This is a genomic window from Streptomyces sp. V3I7, from assembly GCF_030817495.1.
Classification (GTDB): Bacteria; Actinomycetota; Actinomycetes; order Streptomycetales; family Streptomycetaceae; genus Streptomyces.
The window spans coordinates 4,040,489-4,057,657 of the sequence record NZ_JAUSZK010000001.1; the positions used below are offsets into that span (position 1 = coordinate 4,040,489).

8 protein-coding genes are annotated in these 17,169 nt (G+C 70.0%); 6 read left to right on the forward strand and 2 right to left on the reverse strand.

Going from position 1 to position 17,169, the window contains the following annotated elements; translation table 11 throughout:
* Window positions 1-27: 27 nt before the first annotated feature.
* The 3 genes from QFZ74_RS19015 to QFZ74_RS19025 all read left to right on the forward strand — a co-directional run bounded on the left by QFZ74_RS19015 (window position 28) and on the right by QFZ74_RS19025 (window position 5,823).
* Window positions 28-2,715, forward strand: a complete 2,688-nt coding sequence (locus tag QFZ74_RS19015) for a protein kinase (protein WP_307621993.1) — start codon at window positions 28-30, stop codon at window positions 2,713-2,715.
* Between the two features lie 156 nt (window positions 2,716-2,871).
* Window positions 2,872-4,557, forward strand: coding sequence for a serine/threonine-protein kinase (locus QFZ74_RS19020; protein ID WP_307624199.1), 1,686 nt, complete (start codon window positions 2,872-2,874; stop codon window positions 4,555-4,557).
* A 135-nt stretch (window positions 4,558-4,692) separates the two neighbouring features.
* Window positions 4,693-5,823: a serine/threonine-protein kinase gene (locus tag QFZ74_RS19025; RefSeq protein WP_307621994.1), complete on the forward strand. Its 1,131-nt coding sequence runs from the start codon at window positions 4,693-4,695 to the stop codon at window positions 5,821-5,823.
* On the opposite strand, the gene QFZ74_RS19030 is transcribed toward QFZ74_RS19025, so the two are convergent.
* Together QFZ74_RS19030 and QFZ74_RS19035 are read right to left on the reverse strand one after the other, a co-directional pair.
* The gene (locus QFZ74_RS19030) at window positions 5,795-7,564 is read right to left on the reverse strand and encodes a stealth family protein (protein WP_307621995.1); all 1,770 of its coding nucleotides are present in this window, start codon (window positions 7,562-7,564) and stop codon (window positions 5,795-5,797) included. The two genes, QFZ74_RS19025 and QFZ74_RS19030, sit on opposite strands and share 29 nt — an antisense overlap.
* Before the next feature lie 120 nt (window positions 7,565-7,684).
* Window positions 7,685-8,536 (reverse strand): alpha/beta hydrolase, encoded by an 852-nt coding sequence (locus QFZ74_RS19035; protein ID WP_307621996.1) that lies wholly within the window; start codon window positions 8,534-8,536, stop codon window positions 7,685-7,687.
* Between the two features lie 887 nt (window positions 8,537-9,423).
* Here QFZ74_RS19035 and QFZ74_RS19040 point away from each other — a divergent pair.
* From QFZ74_RS19040 to QFZ74_RS19050, 3 genes are all read left to right on the forward strand, one after another.
* Complete coding sequence (locus tag QFZ74_RS19040; RefSeq protein WP_307621997.1) at window positions 9,424-10,833, forward strand: hypothetical protein; 1,410 nt, start codon at window positions 9,424-9,426, stop codon at window positions 10,831-10,833.
* 173 nt (window positions 10,834-11,006) lie between these two features.
* Window positions 11,007-14,480: a LamG-like jellyroll fold domain-containing protein gene (locus tag QFZ74_RS19045; protein ID WP_307621998.1), complete on the forward strand. Its 3,474-nt coding sequence runs from the start codon at window positions 11,007-11,009 to the stop codon at window positions 14,478-14,480.
* Window positions 14,481-14,577: 97 nt separating this feature from the next.
* Complete coding sequence (locus QFZ74_RS19050; RefSeq protein ID WP_307621999.1) at window positions 14,578-16,842, forward strand: hypothetical protein; 2,265 nt, start codon at window positions 14,578-14,580, stop codon at window positions 16,840-16,842.
* Window positions 16,843-17,169: the final 327 nt, after the last annotated feature.

The following is a 17,169-nucleotide window of genomic DNA, read 5'->3' on the forward strand; positions in this document are numbered from 1 at the left end:
CCAGCGATCAGCGATCAGGGAGGCACAGTGGACGAGTACGCGGGGCGGGTACTCGCCGACCGCTACCGCCTGCCGCTGCCGCCCTCCGACGAGTACGAACTCACCGAGACCCGGGCCTTCGACACCTACAGCGGACAGGAAGTCCTGGTACGCCAGCTGCCGTTGCCCGAGGTCGTCGAGGCCGAGGTGCTCGACGCGGACGGGCTGCCCGACGGCTTCACCGCGGCCCATGACCGCGGCGCGCGCCGCACGCCCGGCGCCGGACGGTCCGCCACGCGGCGGCCCGCGGACCCGGTGGTCCGACGCGCCGTCGAGGCCGCGCAGGCCGCCGCCCGCATACCCGACCACCCCCGGCTCGACCAGGTCTTCGACGTGTTCGTCGAGGGCGGTTCGCTGTGGGTCGCCAGCGAACTGGTGGCCGCGCGCCCGCTGGCCGCGCTGCTGGCCGAGCGGCCGCTGACGCCCTACCGGGCGGCCGAGGTCGCCTCCGACGTCCTCATGGCGCTGCGCGTGCTGCACGCCCACGGCTGGGTCCATCGCAACATCACCGCCCGCACGGTCCTCGTCTGCGACGACGGCCGGGTGATGCTGACCGGCCTCGCGGTCGGCGCGGCGGAGGAGGCCCTGTGCGGGCACGACCCCGTGCCCGGAGGCTTCGCCGGTCCCGGTGACGCCGAGGGCCCCGGTTCCCCGGGAGGTGCCGCCGCGGCGGGGGCCGGTAGCGCGCCCGGACGGACGGGCTCCGGTGCTCCTGGTGCGGGCGGTTCCGGGGCCGGTTCCGTCGGCGTTTCCGGTGCGTCGCGCGGCCTCGGCGCGGAGGGCGCCGGTGCTCGGGGTGGTGCTGCCGCGGCGGGGGCCGGTGGCGCGTCCGGACGGACGGGCTCCGGTGCTCCTGGTGCGGGCGGTGCCGGTGTTTCGGGCGGCCCCGGTTCTTCGCGCGGACTCGACGAGGTGGACCCCGAGGCGGCCCGGCGCGCCGCGATCCAGGCGCGGGCCGCGGGCGGGCTGCCGCCCGCCGGTGCCGACGGGGCCGCGGCGACGGGTGCGCAGGACCGCCGGGCACTGGACGGCGGCGATGACATCCGCGCCGCCCGGGCCGGGGCCATCGCCGCGTACCGGGAGGGCGCCCGCGCCGCCGCCCGCGTACAGCAGACGCAGCAGAACAGGCGGGCCGCGCTGCCCGGCGGCCGCCCGGCCGCCGACGAGGACACCGGGTCGACGCCGCCCGGACAGGTGGCGAGCCCCTACGGCGTACGGCCGCCCGGCGCCTGGCCGGGACAGGGACCCGTACCGCGCACCGCACCCGGGGGCCCGCCCGCGCTGCCCCCGCAGTCCGGGTTCGCCGCCGCGCTCCCGGAGCAGGCCCCCGCGAACCCGCCGTACGGCGGCATGGCCAACGCGCCGGAGCGGAACGGCCGTTGGGCCGAGGGCTCCGACGGCCGGCCGGGGCCCGGTCCCGGTACCGCGCTGGCCGCCGAGCGGGCGCGGCAGGTGCGGATGACCGTGGTGGGGCCGGTCACCGAGCGGTGGGCGCCGGAGCAGGCCGGGCCCGTGCACGAGAACTGGCAGCTCGCTCCGCCCATCGGCCCCGCCACCGACCTGTGGGCGCTCGGCGCGCTGCTCTTCCGGGCGGTACAGGGGCATGCGCCCTACCCGGAGGAGTCGACGGCCGAGCTCGTGCAGCTGGTGTGCGCGGAGCCGCCCGCCTTCGCGGAGGAGTGCGGTCCGCTCCGGCCGGTCGTCGAGTCGCTGCTGCGCCAGGACCCCACCGAACGGCTGGACGTCGAGGAACTGCGCGGCTGGCTGCGCTCGCTCGTGCGGTCGGCGCCCGAGCCGGAGGCCGGCGCCTACGTCGTGTCCGCCCCGCCCACCGACACCAGCCGGCTGCCGATCGTGCGGCAGCGCGGCTGGCTGGTGCGCAGGCGGCGGGCCGGACTGCCCGAGCCCAGCGCCCACGGGCGGCACAAGCGGGCCCCGCAGGAGCCCAGGTCACCGCGGAACCTCGGCCGGGCGCTGCTGCTGTTGGTCCTGCTGCTGATGGCGGGCGCGATCGCGTACGCCGTGCTGTTCATGCCGAAGGCCGACCGCGGCGGCGCGGCGGGCGGGGGACGGACCTCGGCCGCCGGGGACGCCCGCCAGGATCCGTCGGCCTCGGCCTCGGCCTCGTCGTCGGCGCAGGCGAGTGCCGAACCATCGTCCAGTCCCGCCGAGCAAAGCTCGTCCGCTCCCTCCGCCGAGACACAGGGCGCCACCGTCGCCGACGGCTTCACCCTGCGCAAGGACCCCGACGGCTTCCAGGTCGCCGTCGCCCATGGATGGGACCGTTCACCGAAGAACGGGCGCGCTCAAGTGGTGTACTCCCACGGCGACTTCGAGCTCGTCGTCGTCCCCGGGCGTGACCGCGCGGCGACGTACGGCAGCGATCCGATGCGGTACCAGCGGGACAAGGAGCGCGAACTCCAGCCGTACCGCGACTCCAGCTGGGCCACCGCCACCGGGCTGCGCACCATCGAGGTGGGCGAACGGACCATGGCGGAAGGGCAGTTCACCTGGACCGACGACCAGGGACGCGACCTGTACGTGCGCAACGTCGCCATGCTCATCGGCGGCCGCTACCACGTGCTCCAGGTGCGCGGACCGGAGGCCGAGCGGGACGAGGTGACGCGGCTGTACGAGCAGGCGGCGGCGACGTACCGGTTCACGGGCTCAACCTGAGCGGTGAAGCGAAAACCTGAACCGGGAAGCGAAAACCCGAACCGTGAAGCGAAAACCGTCACAGTGCCGCCCCTTTGACACCCCGTAGGTTCCCTGAACGCATCCCGGGTCCTTAGTCTGACCCTGTCAAGACCATTGCGGGGCAACGTGAATCAGATGCAGGGCCTGCTCATCGCGGGCCGCTACCGGCTCGTCGACTCCATCGGCAGCGGCGGCATGGGCCGGGTGTGGCGTGCCCACGACGAGGTGCTGCACCGGGCGGTCGCCGTCAAGGAGTTGACAGCAGCGCTCTACGCGTCCGAGGACGACCAGGGCATGCTGCTCGCCCGCACCCGGGCCGAGGCGCGCGCGGCGGCACGGATCAACCACTCGGCCGTCGTCACGGTCCACGACGTGCTCGAACACGACGGCCGCCCCTGGATCGTGATGGAGCTGGTCGAGGGCAACTCCCTTGCCGACGCGGTCAAGGAGAAGGGGCGCGTCGAGTCGCGCGAGGCCGCCCGGATCGGCCTGTGGGTGCTGCGCGCGCTGCGCGCCGCGCACGCCGCCGGGGTGCTCCACCGCGACGTCAAGCCCGGCAACGTGCTGCTCGGCCGGGACGGCCGGGTCCTGCTCACCGACTTCGGCATCGCCCAGATAGAGGGCGACACCACCATCACCCGCACGGGAGAGGTCGTCGGCTCGGTCGACTACCTGGCCCCGGAGCGGGTGCGCGGCCACGACCCGGGTCCCGCCTCCGACCTGTGGGCGCTGGGCGCCACGCTCTACACCGCGGTGGAGGGCCGTTCGCCCTTCCGCCGCACCTCGCCGCTGAGCACCATGCAGGCGGTCGTCGAGGAGGAGGCCGAGACGCCGCAGCACGCCGGTGCGCTCGGTCCCGTCATCACCGCCCTGCTGCGCAAGGACCCCGCGCAGCGCCCGGACGCGGCGCGGACGGAGCTGATGCTCGCGGAGGCGGCGGAGGGCCGGCGTTCCAGCACGGCCCAGGCGTACGTGCCGACGCAGCAGGTGGGCCCGCGGCCGGGGGAGCGGTCCGCTGCCGAGGGCGGCCACGCCGGTCCCGGTGCCGCGCACGGTCCCGCGTACGGGCAGGGCGCTCCCGCGTACCGGCCGGAGGCGGCGACTCCGGCCGTGCCCGCCCAGTTCGCCGATCTCGCCGCCGCACCCCGCCGTTCCCGGCGCGCGCGGCTGCGCAAGCTCGCCGCCGTGGTCGCCGTCTCGGCGATCGTGGGCGGCGGTGCCGCGGTGGCGTCACAGATGCTGGACCTCGGACGGTGGGGCGTCGGTGCGCAGGCCTCCCCGTCCCCGTCCGTGTCGCAGTCGGCGAGCGACACGGTGAGCAGCCCCTCGGAGCCGTCCGGCACGGTCCCCGACAGCTGGGTGCCCCGCTCCGACCCGATGGGTTTCCGCCTTTCTCTGCCCAAGGGCTGGAAGCGCTCGGTGTACGGCGTCCAGGGCGACCTCAAGCAGGTCGACTACACGCCGGACGGCGGCAAACACCTCGTCCGCATCGCCATCGACGGCTCACCCGACTTCGCCTCCCCGCTCCAGCACCAGCAGGACCTCGAACAGCAGCTCCACCGGCTGGTCGACTACCGGCGCGTGGCGATGGAGGAGAACACCTACCGCGACCGCAAGGGCTCGCTGTGGGAGAACACCTGGACCGCGCTGCGCAAGGACCCGCCGTACGTCGCGGGGCCGTACCACGCCATCGAGCAGTCGTACGTCTCGCGGGAGGGCGTCGAGTACGTCATCTACATGGCGTCCCCCGCGCAGGACTGGGCGCAGACGAGCCGGCAGTTCAGGTGGGTGCTGCAGAGCTGGCAGCCGGACGCGGGTTGAGCCGGGAGCGGGGTCCGCGCCGGGCGTACGCGGCGCACGCCCGGCGTACGTGGCGGTGCTTGGCCGACGTACGTGGCGGTGCTTGGCCGGTCAGTGCCCCGGAGGGCGGTGGCCCGCTGAGGCATGATGAGGCTCATGGGGACCGAGTGGGCCGACTCCCGCGTGCTCGCGGGCCGTTACCGCCTTCAGGCACGGGTCGGGCGGGGTGGGATGGCCGTCGTATGGCGTGCGACGGATCAGCTGCTGGGGCGTCCGGTGGCGGTCAAGGAGCTGGCCCAGGACGACTCGCTCACGTTCCTCACCGACGACGAGGCACGGTCGCTGCGCGAGCGCACGCTCCGTGAGGCGCGTGCGGTGGCCCAGGTGCGCCATCCGCACATCGTCGTCGTGCACGACGTGGTGGAGGACGACGAACGCCTTTACATGGTCATGGAGTTGGTGGACGGGGGATCGCTCGCCGAGCGGATCGCGGCGCACGGCCCGGTGGGCGCCGACGAGACCGCGCGCATCGGCATCGCCCTGCTGAACGCGCTGCGCACCGCCCACGCGGCCGGTGTCCTGCACCGCGACATCAAGCCCGAGAACGTCCTCATCGAGTCCGGCACCGAGCGGGTCGTCCTCACCGACTTCGGCATCGCGCGCTTCGACGGCGCCACCACGCTCACCGAGTCCGGCTCCTTCGTCGGCTCTCCCGAGTACACCGCGCCCGAGCGGATGTCCGGCGCCGCCTGCGGCCCGGCCTCCGACCTGTGGTCCCTGGGCGCGCTGCTGTGCACGGCCCTGAGCGGCGAGTCCCCGTTCCGGCGCGACTCACTCGGCGGCGTCCTGCACGCCGTCGTCGACACCGAGTTCCAGCCGCCGCCCCAGACCGCCCCGCTGCTGCCCGTCGTCCGCGGCCTGCTGGAGCGGGACCCGGAGCGCCGCCTGGACGCGACGGAGGCGGAGCGGCTGCTGCGGGCGTTCCGCGCGACGGGCCATATGCCGGCCCGCCGGGACGCGACCGCGCCCGCCCCGATGACGAAGCTCCCGACGGCGCGTTCCCGACGCGGCCCGCTGGTCGCGGCACTGCTCGTGGCGGCGCTGGTGGGAGCGGCGGTGTCGGCGGCGGCCCTGCTGCTGAACGAGGGCGGCGACGGAGGCGGCGGTACGCCGACGAGCACGCCATCTCCCCCGCCCGCCGCGACCGTCACGGTGACAAGCTCCCCGACCTCCGCAACCGCCAGCACCCCTACAGCACCTAGGACAACCGTGTCGCCTGTGCGTTGACGGACGCCTCCCAACGGCTGGGGAACGGGAAGTACGACTCCAGGAAGGTGTGGAGTTCGGCGGCGATGCGATCCTGTTCGTCGGCGGGGGTGTTGACGTCGTTCATGCAGAAGAAGTCGAAGCGGCGGGTCGCCAGGAGGTCGGCCATGCGGTCCGCGGCGTCGGGCAGCGCGATGTCGATGTAGCGGAGACGGAAGGTGCCGGGGACGGCGCGACCGGTGAGATAGGCGTGGTGGTGGTGCAGGGAGGCACCCATCGCGATGTCGCTGGTGGCACGGAACCGGGAGCGGCTGGTGCGCTCGACGTCCTCGGCGAACCGCTCCTCGATCTCCCGCATGACCGACCGGATCTGGGGGTGCGGGGTGTGCATGAACTTGTTGACGGTGAACCGGCCGTGCTCCTGGAGGAGCAGGTTGCGGACGTTCTTGCCCGCGGAGTTGGGGGCGGGTTCGTCGGGATGCGGGGCTCCCAGCCCCAGCTGGTAGGGAGAGAAGGGGAGCTTGGCGATGCCGTTGCCGTGGAAGAAGTGGCCGGCGGTGACGGGGCGGCCGAAGAAGACGTCGTCGTTGAGGTAGAGGTAGTGCTCGGACAGGCCGTCGATGTGATGAAGCTGAGTGCCGATGGCGTGGGAGTTGAAGACGGGCAGGGCGGTCGGGTCGCTGAAGATGTCCTTGTGATCGACGACCTGGATGCCCGGGGTGTGTGTGTCCAGCCAGGCCGGGGTCTGGCCGTCGGAAACGATGTAGATGTTCCGGACGAACGGGGCGTACATCTCCAGCGAGCGCAGGGAGTACTTCAGCTCGTCGTGGCTGGTGTAGCGAGAGGCACCGGTCTCGCGGGCGTGAATCGTGGGCGCCTTTCCACCGTTTCGGTAGGACTCGCGCTTGACCGCGAGTTCGCGGTCGTTGCCGTCGACCCAGGTGTAGACGACGTCGACGGGGAAGTCGACGGTGTCGATGCGCGGCTGACGGAAGTCTTCCCATGTGGCGTATGCGCGGCCGGATATGGAGCGCGTGGCCGGTACGCGGGCGTCCGCGGGCAGAACGTCGGAGACGGCGTTCGGTCGCGGGGCGACCAGACTTGCGGTGAGAAGAGTGGGCGGGGCCTGGACGCGCAGGGCGGCCAGACGCTCGGCCTCGTCTTCGGTGAGCAGGTGGTCACCGTCGCGCCAGAACTCGACGTCGCACCCCTGGGAGAGCCCGGCGAGCACTTGTCCACCGGGTCCGAGCAGGATCTCGCCGAAGCGGATCACGTCCTGCCGTTTGAGCGCGGTGGGCAGTGCGCCGTCCGCGTAGAGGGCGGCGTCCGCGGGCCAGGCGTCCTTGCTCGGCTTGACGGCGTACAGGGCCGATGCGCGGTAGAGCTCGCGCAGGGATTCCAGCAGCGCCTTGCGGTCTTCGAGCCGTATGCCGATGACGTGACGGAGGGCGGAGCGGCCGGGCACCAGGAAGTACTCGATGCCCGCGTGTTCCAGGGCGTCCGCCACCAGCGACAGGTTGCGGACGGGCGCGTCCGCGTCCGCGACGGTGCTGACGTGGCGCCCGAAGTAGACCCGGCCGTCGACCGTCACCTCGCGCAGGTCGCTGTCTCCGTCCAGCACGGCCCTCCGGCGGGCCGCGATACGCTCCAGCCGCTTGCGCTCGGCCGCCTCGGCCTCGGCGGCACGCCGCTGTTCCGCTCGTTCCCGGCGGACACGTGGGGGGAGGAAGCGCTCTCCCAGAATCATTGCGCGTGACGGCATCGCGGGGTCTCGTTCTTTCGGGTGCTCGGTGTCGGTTGCGGGGCGGCTCGACGGGCGACGGCGACGGGTGATGCTGCGGTCACCGGTCGCCCGCTGGAGGATGAGCGAGGGGCGGACCGATCAGACGTGGGCCGCGACCCAGGCCAGGACCTTGTCCGGCATCCCGGGGGCGTCCAGCAGAGCGCCCCCGTGGGCGCTGCTTCCGGCCACGGTCTCGACCGTGACGCCGTCCGCGGGCATGTCGTGTGCGACCTCCTCGGCTTCCTCCAGGTCGAGGGAGTGCTGCACGGGAATGAAGTCACCCTCGGAATGGATCAGATACATGGGGGCGTCGTTTGCGCCGGACGCGCGGTTCTTGACGACCATGTCCTTCCAGGTATCCCAGCAGCTGGGGTGCAGGGACGTGTCGGTGTCGGCCGGGTCGGGGAAGCAGCGGGCCAGGATCGTCGCGTTGTCGCGGACCTTGAGCTCCTGCGGCGTGGCGGCACCGTCGTTGCCGTCGTTCCAGGCCCGGTAGGGGGAGGCCACGGGCGAGAGTCCGACGACACCCTTGATGCGGTCGGCCCCGGACCCGTATGTGGCGACCGACGTTGCGATCTGACCGCCGGCCGACGAGCCGACCATCACCAGACGGTCAGGATCGAGATCGAACGACGTCGCCCTCGCCTTGACCCAGTCGATGGCTGAGATCGCGTCATCGCGCTGGGCGGGCCAGGCGGCATCGAAGTCAAGCCGGTAGTCGATGGAGAAGACGGCGTAGCCGGCGTCGGCGAAGTAGCGGGACCACGTGGCCCAGCCGGTGTCGTCGTACCAGTAGCCGCCGTGCACGACGACGATCCCGGCCTGAGGGGTGGCCGAACCGTGCCAGTAGGCGGTGAGTGTCTGCCGGGCGTGGGAGCCGTAGGAGTACGTGGACTCGTTGCGTTCGGCTGCTGCGCTTCCCGGGGCTTCCCAGGACAGCAGGCTCGCCACGAGCGCTGCACAGACCAGCAGAGATTGACACAGCCGGCGCACGGCTACCGCCTCTCGGATTTATTTGATGATGTCCCGTCAAGCGGGGAGGGGGTCAAGGCGACAAGGTGAAGATCGCGCCCGAGATCTGAATTCCTGGGGCGCGAGTTCGGATGGCGGCGCGTCAGGGTGGGTGCTGAGCGCCCCGCGCCGGCGGCGCAGTCGGGCCAGTGGGGCGCCCCGCCGCGCGACGCGCAGAAGGCCCGGACGTACGTACGCCTTCGTTGCTGCTTTGTGGAGCGGCGGATGAAATTCAGCGAGTCGAATTCGGTGCCGCATGGGGCGAGTCAAGAATCGCCGAGATTGCGGGTGTGGCTGTCGATTCGTGCTCCAAACAATACGGGGCGCACCCTTTTTTGGTGGCATTCAATGTTGCGAATGTGTTTGCCATTTCCGGAGAACGTGTCGACTGTGATGTGAATGTACCGCGACTCACTCGTGACCTCAAGGTAAGGGCATGGTGAGGCCCCAGGTCAAGAGGGTGATTCGAGTCATGGCGTGATGTCCGGTTCGGTCTTCTATGGGATGGAATGGCGAGCTCCGCTTCGTAAGGATCGTTAAAGGGCGATCGTGCCCCAACTTCGGGACCTTTTAGTGTCCGGGGATCTTGACAGCCTTTATGCGCCGGCTATTTAGTCTGCGCTTATGTGTGCCAGTGGAGTGGCAGGGGAGAGTCGGCCCGCATCGGGGATGAGGGGTGGATTGTGCGAAGACGTGAACGGCTGACCGCAGCTTTGGCAGCGGCGGCAGGCACCTTGCTCGTAGCCGCAGGGGCGGTCTCGCTGGGGACCCCGGCCGCGGCCACTACGTGTACGGCGGGCGCATCGAGTGATTTCAATGGCGACGGAGTGACCGACACGGTCATCTCCGACCCGGACGCCACCGTGAACGGAGCCAAGGGTGCCGGGCTCGTACGGATTGTCCTCGGCGGTGGCAAGGGCGTGTCGGAGATATCTCAGGCGACCGCCGGCATGCCCGCGACCCCCGAAGCCGGAGACCACTTCGGTGCGGCGCGCACGTCGTACGACGCCGACGGTGACGGGTGCACCGATCTGGTCGTGGGCGCTCCATACGAGGACGTCTCGGTGAACGGCACCCAGATGATCGACGCTGGGGCGATCTTTGTCATCCATGGCACCACGACCGGCATCGGCGCCGGTTCGGTGATCGAAGGGTATGCCCAGGCCGAGTTCGACCCGGCGACCTCCACCGAGGCGTACGACTGGTTCGGCTACTCGGTGCGGGCGGGCGTGAACGCGAGTAACACGCCGTTCCTGGTAGTTGGTGCGCCCGGTGAGGGTGTCACCGTGGACGGCAAGACGTTTGCGGATGCCGGGTGCATCGAGTACCGCCAGGGCGCGACCACCGTCCCGGTCAACGAGAACGACCCGAACGTGCCCGGAGTTGTCGAGGCGCATGACCGGTTCGGCTACTCGCTCGCCGCGACCAATCGCTACTTTGCGGTCGGCGCGCCGGGCGAGGCGATCGGAGCCCAGGCGTTCGCGGGCGGTGTCGCGGTCTTCAGTCACACTCTCTCCGGCGGGCTGCCCACCCCGCTCGTGGGACTCGACCAGGACAGTGCCGGTATCGGTGGCGTGCCCGAGGCAGGTGACGGTTTCGGCACCTCGATCGCGATGACGAACTACCGGCCGAGCAACCAGACGTACAACTCGGACGCCCTTCTCGCCATCGGTGTCCCGGACGAGGACATCGGGACCACGGCGGACGCGGGAACCGTCACTGTGGTGCGGATCGAGCCGTCCGCGGCGTTCGCCCAGGTCACGGCCATCGACGCCACCGTGACGGACGTTGACGGTGACCCGGTCGCCGGGGACTTCATGGGCCAGCGGGTGACGCTCGCCAACACCGACACCAACGTCGTCACCACGACCGCCACGATCCGCCTCGCCGTGGGCATCCCCGGCAAGGACACCTCCACCGTCAAGGACGCGGGCGCGGTCCAGGTCTTCCGCCCGCTCGACACCGCGATCGGTGCGAACGACAAGGTCCTCACTCGCGGCTCCGGCCTGCCGGGTACCGCCACGGCACGCGATTACAACGGCATGGCTCTGACCTCCGGTTCCACCAACCTCTACGCCGGCGTGCCCTACAGCAAGGCCTCCGACTCCCCGAAGGGCGCGCTCTACGTCCTGCCGTGGACGGACATCGATGGAACGACTAGCACCGGCACCACCACGTATCTGCCCGGCTCGGGCGGCGTGCCCGACGCGGGCGAGGCGTTCGGAGCGGTCGGATGAGTGACAGTCCGGAGACTTCGGGGGGAAGGGACCACCGAACGATGAGGCCCCACAGAAGCGGTAGACGCCGTACCGTCGCAGCCGCCACCGCGCTTGCTGCCCTGCTGGCCACCGGCCTCAGCGCCGTACCGGCCGTAGGGCAGGTCGTCGCGGCCTCCACTAAGCCAGGGGGATTGACGGACGACGGTGTGTCGCTGACCGCCAATGCCGCTCAGGCCAAGGCTGAGAAGTCCGGCGACCCGGTCGAGATCCTCAGCCTGCGCGACGAGCGCAGCACCACCGTAGCCAACCCCGACGGCACCTTCACAACCACCGAGTACGTCCAGCCCGTCCGCACGCGCATCGATGGCAAGTGGACGAACATCGACACCACGCTCGTCAAGCGGAAGAACGGGACGTACGCGCCGAAGGCGGCACTGTCCGCCATGGCGTTCTCCGGCGGCGGTGACTCGACGTTCGCGGAGATCGACAAGGACGGGCATGCGGTCTCCCTCGACTGGCCGGGCAAGCTGCCCAAGCCGAAGATCGACGGCTCGACCGCCACGTACGCGAACGTCCTGCCCGGCGTCGACCTCAAGGTCACCGCGAGCGCCGAGGGCTTCTCGCATGTGCTGGTCGTCAAGAACGCCAAGGCAGCCGCCAACCCCCGGCTGGAGAAACTGCAGCTTCCGGTCGACACGTCGTCGGTCAAGCTGAAGGAGACCGGGAGCGGTGGACTCACCGCCACCGACAACGGAGCCGGCGGCACCATCTTCGAGGCGCCGCAGCCGGTGATGTGGGACTCCAGCCGCGCGGCGGCGGACGCACCCGCCGCCGAGGTGAGCACCCAGACGCCCCCCGAGGGCGCGCAGGTCGCCGACGTGGGCGTGGACGTCACCTCGGGCACGATGACGCTCACCCCCGACACAGGCCTGCTCACCGACGCGGACACGGTCTACCCGGTCTACATCGACCCCGTGTTCAAGACCGCCAACAGCACTGGCTGGACCATGGTGTCCTCGTACTACTCGAACTCCGAGTTCTGGAAGTTCGGCGACGACGAAGGCGTGGGCCTGTGCCCGTCCAACGTGTCGTACCGCTGCTCCAGCTCCAGTGACGTCAAGCGGCAGTTCTTCGCGATCCCTACGGGCACCTTCGAGGGCAAGGACATCGTCAACGCCCAGTTCGCGGTGACCCAGGTGTTCACCTACAGCTCCTCCGCGCGCGAGGTGCAGCTCGCCCGGGTCAACAGCACGGGTGCCAGCGCGATCAGCTCGTCCACGAACTGGTCGAACCAGCCCTCCTCCAAGGAGACGATTGCCACCAAGTCTCCGACAGAGACGGCGGGTTCGTGCACGTCGACCAACCAGAACGTGCGCTTCGGGGTGACGAGCACCGTGCAGAAGGCAGCCGACAACGGCTGGGACACCACCACCTTCCGCCTCAAGGCGGGCAGTGAGTCCGACCCGTCGTACTGGAAGCGCTTCTGCGGCAACGCACACCTCGAGGTGACGTACAACCGGCCGCCCCTGGAGCCGGCCCAGGACGACCTGAACATGACCCCGGGCGACACCTGCGAGTACGGCAAGGCGACCGACCACTACGTCACCGACCCGCCGGTCCTGTCCGCCGTGATCAAGGACTACGACCACAACGACATCGGCTCCAACTCCGAGTCGCTGCAGGCGCACTTCCATGTCTGGTGGACCAGTGGCTCCACCGTGGTCGACCACTATGCGACGACGGGCCCGACGTCCACGATCGGTACGGGCCAGACGGGCCAGGCCACGTTCAAATGGACCGTTGGCACCGACATCAACGGCGACAACCAGCCCGCCTTCACCATCCCGCAGAACACCACCATCGCCTGGGAGGTACAGGGCTTCGACCAGCAGTCCTACGGCGCCTGGTCCACCACCGGCAACCAGACCCGCTGCGAGTTCATCTACGACACCACCAAGCCCAAGTCCGCCGTGGTCACCTCGGCCGCCTACCCGGCCGACGACATCTGGCACACGGGCGTCGGCGACTACGGCGACTTCACCATGGACTCGCCGTCCACCGATGTGACGTCGTACTCGTACTACTTCACCGGTCCGCATGCCGACAACACGAAGAAGACGGTGACCCCCGCGTCCACCGGCGGACCGGCGACGGTGCGCTGGATGCCCCCGAGCGAGGGCTCGTACTCCCTGCATGTCACCGCGATCGACGGCGCGGGCAACCCGCAGAAGACGCCGACCGCGTATGTCTTCTTGGTCAGCGACGGCCGCGCCCCGGTGGCCGGCTGGACCCTCGGTGACGCCTCGGGGTCCACGAAGGCGAGCGGCAGCATAGGCACGCCCGACGCCACCGCCGGTTCCGGTATAGCCTTCGGCGCCGGAGGGCCGCTCGGCTCGACCGACACTGCGGCCTCCTTCGACGGCACCGCGAACGCATATCTCGATGCCGGAGCACCGGTCATCGACACCGGCAAGACCTTCTCTGTGAGCGCCTGGGTGATGACGCCCACGCTGCCTACCGAGAACGTGACGGTCGTCAGCCAGGATGGCACCGCACAGCCCGGTTTCGAACTCGGCTACGACGCGGGCGTCCAGTCCTGGGTCTTCCGCATCCCCGTCAGCGACATGGAGACGTTGGGGACCTGGACGGTCTCCGGCGCCACTGCCGTGGCCGGCAGTTGGACCCATCTCATCGGCGTCTACGACACCGAGCTCGGCAAGATGATGCTGTACGTCAACGGTGTCCTCGTCGCCGACGATGTTCAGGCGCGGCACACCACGTGGAATGCCACTGGGGCCCTGCAGATCGGTCGCAGGATCGGTCTCAACGGCTACAGCAACTTCCTCAAGGGCAGCGTCGCCGACGTGAAGATCCACGACCGTGTCATCCCGCCCACCGAGGGCCAGGAGCTCGGCGGCATCACGCCCCACCAGCTCGCGTACTGGCAGCTGGACGGGGCCATGAGCGGTGTGTCTCCGGAGACGAACGGGGGAACCGGACTCACGCTCGGCGGCGGAGCCTCCATCTACGTGCCGGACGAGTCCTGCGACCCCGAGGCCGACCCGGACTGCGTGCCGCCGGCCGAGCCGGTCTGGGGTGACGGGCACTTGGTGCTGAACGGCACCAACGCCTACGCCACCCGTGGGGTCGCCGGCCCGCTCACGGCCCAGGACAGCTTCACCCTGACCGCCCGCGCCCGGCTCGCTGCGGCGAACCCGACGGCGGACGAGACGGTGCTGTCACTGAAGGGTACGAACGGCAGCGCGATCAAGATCAAGTACGTAGCCGCCAGTGCCCGTTGGCAGCTCGTTGTGACCGACGCGGACAAGGGGACCCCGGTGACCACCACCCTTCTCGACAACGCCGATCCGCCGAGCTCGACGGGCGATGGCGATCACCTCGCGCTGGTCTACAACGCGGTCTTCGGCGATGTGCTGCTCTACGTCAACGGCACCGCGGTGGCCGACGCGGCCTGGGACAACACCTGGGACTTCAGTACGACGAGCCTTCAGGTCGGCCGCACGCTGACCGGGACGACGGCAAGCGAGTACTTCTCCGGCGCCGTCGACGAGGTACGCATGTATCAGGGGCCGTTGGACGCCTCGCTGGTGGCGACCGTAGCGGTGTTGCCGGGCGGCGCGAGCATCGACGAGTCCTCGGCATAACGATTGCGACATATGGGCGGGCGGCCAGGAGCCGCCCGCCCATGTCGGCATGCGTACCCCGCTCTTTCTTTCACCTCCCTACTCACACGGAGATGTCATGTCCTCGCCCCCCTGGTTCCGGTCGGCAAGACCGGCCTGGCGAAGCGGCCGAAGGCGGGCGGCGCTGGTCCTCGGACTGGCGCTGTCCATCGGCCTGCTTCCGCAGTACGCGCCCGAGGCGGTGGCCGACGGCGGCCTCACCAAGCCGAAGACGCAGACGAACCTGGACGATCCGGTCCGCGGCAAGAACGCCAAGGTCAAAGCTCTCAAGAAGACCGACGAGGCCAGAAAGGCCGCGGTCGAGCACGTCGACAAGGCGCACTGGCCCAAGGAAGGCAGCGTCGAGGTCGAGCTGTCGGGCAAAACGGCCAAAGCCAAGGGCCTGCCGCTGTCGGCAAAGGCGGTGAGCGGCAAGAAGGGGGCCGCGTCCGTACGTGTCGAGGTGCTCGGCCGCAAGGCGGCGAAGGCCGCCGGGGTGGACGGCGTCCTGTTCACCGTCGCCCGTACCGACGGCGAAACGGCCAAGGGCCCTGCCCAAGTCAGCATCGACTACTCGGACTTCGCCGACGCCTACGGTGGCGGATACGGTTCCCGGCTCCGCCTCGCCCAGTACCCGGAATGTGTGCTGACGACGCCGGAGAAGAAGGCCTGCTCCACTCCGAAGTACCTGAAGAGCGCCAACGACGCGGCCAAGCAGACGCTGACCGCGACCGTCCAGGCTGCCGGTGACAGCTCCGGTCCGGCCACCCAGCTCCTCGCGCCGGCCGAGAGCAGCACCTCCTCGGCCACTCTCCTCGCGGCCACTTCCGGCAGCAGCGGCGACGGGGGCGACTACAAGGCGACCGGCCTCTCCCCGTCATCCCAGTGGGGCGTCGACACCAGCTCCGGGGCGTTCACCTGGTCGTACCCGATGACGACCTCGCCCGTCCCCGGCGGCATGCAACCGAACGTCGGTCTGGGCTACAACTCCCAGTCGATCGACGGTCAGACGGCGACGACCAACAACCAGGGCTCGTGGATCGGCCAGGGCTTCTCCTACGACCCCGGCTACATCGAGCGCAGCTACAAGCCGTGCGCCGACGACGGTCACGACTCCACCAACGGCGACGAGTGCTGGGCGTTCGACAACGCCACGCTCGCTCTCAACGGGGGTACCTCCGGTCAGCTCGTCAAGGACGACACGACCGGTGAGTGGCGGATCAGCTCCGACGACAACTCCAAGGTCGAGCATCTGACCAGCGCCACCAACGGTGACAACAACGGCGAGTACTGGAGGATCACGACCGGGAACGGCACCCAGTACTACTTCGGTCTCAACCGGCTTCCCGGCTGGGCCAGCGGCAACGAGGAGACCAACTCCACCTGGACCGTACCGGTCTACGGCGACGACTCGGGCGAGCCCTGCTACAACGCCACCTTCGCCGACGCGTACTGCACGCAGGCATGGCGCTGGAACCTCGACTACGTCGTCGACCCGCACGGCAACGCCGAGTCGTTCTTCTATGGCACTGAGACGAACTACTACACGCAGGGCCTGAAGACCACCGAGAACGGCAAGCCCTACATCCGCGGTGGCTACCTCAAGCGCATCGACTACGGTCAGCTCGCGGCCAGCATGTACTCGGCCAAGCCCGCTGCCCAGGTCGTCTTCACCACCGCCGAGCGCTGCATCGGGGCCCTGACGGACTGCTCCGCCGGCGCGCTCACGGACTCCACGGCGGCCGACTGGCCGGATGTCCCCTGGGACCAGAACTGCAATGCCGGCACCAAGTGCCCCGGCCAGAACTCGCCGACGTTCTGGACCCGCAAGAAGCTGACGAAGATCACCACGCAGATCCGCACCGGCACGTCCACGTACTCGCCGGTCGACGAGTGGAGCCTGACCCACGTCTTCACGGACAACGGTGACGGCTCCAAGTCCCTGTGGTTGAGCAAGATCGACCACACGGGCAAGGTCGGCACCGACGTTTCCGTCCCGTCCGTTGAGCTGTACGGCACGCAGTTGGCCAACCGCGTGGGACGCGACCGGGGACAACATCCAGCCGTTCTACCGCTTCCGTCTGTCGGCGGTGCAGAACGAGGCCGGCGGCGCGCTCAGCGTCAACTACGCAGCCAACCAGTGCACGACGAGCAACCACCCTGCCGAGGACTCGTCCACGGTGCGCTGCTTCCCGGTGAAGTGGACCCCGCCCGGCGCCACCGACCCCATCGTCGACTGGTTCCACAAGTACGTGGTCGCCTCGGTCGTGGAGACCGACCTGGTCGGCGACAGCCCGGACCAGGTCACCTCGTACACCTACCTCGGCGACGCGGGCTGGCGTAAGGCGCCGGCCGACGGCATCACCAAGGACGAGTACCGCACCTGGGGCGACTGGCGCGGATACGGCAAGGTGCAGGTCATCAAGTCGGACGGCACCAACTCGCCCTCCAACACCAAGACCGAGCACGTCTACTTCCGCGGCCTCGACGGTGATGTGGACAAGAACGGGGCCACCCGCTCGGCCACGGTCACCGATTCCAACGGCGTCTCCTACACCGACTCCGACTGGAAGGCCGGCCAGGAGCTGGAGGCGCTCACCTACAACGGCGCCACCGTGACCGAGAAGTCGGTGACGGTGCCGTGGACGACGGTCACCGGGACCCAGACCGA

Coding starts and splice junctions, on each gene's coding strand:
- QFZ74_RS19025 (WP_307621994.1), top strand. CDS start 4,693: ATGGGGACCGAGTGGGCCGACTCCCGCGTGCTCGCGGGCCGTTACCGC.
- QFZ74_RS19020 (WP_307624199.1), top strand. CDS start 2,872: ATGCAGGGCCTGCTCATCGCGGGCCGCTACCGGCTCGTCGACTCCATC.
- QFZ74_RS19050 (WP_307621999.1), top strand. CDS start 14,578: ATGTCCTCGCCCCCCTGGTTCCGGTCGGCAAGACCGGCCTGGCGAAGC.
- QFZ74_RS19030 (WP_307621995.1), bottom strand. CDS start 7,564: ATGCCGTCACGCGCAATGATTCTGGGAGAGCGCTTCCTCCCCCCACGT.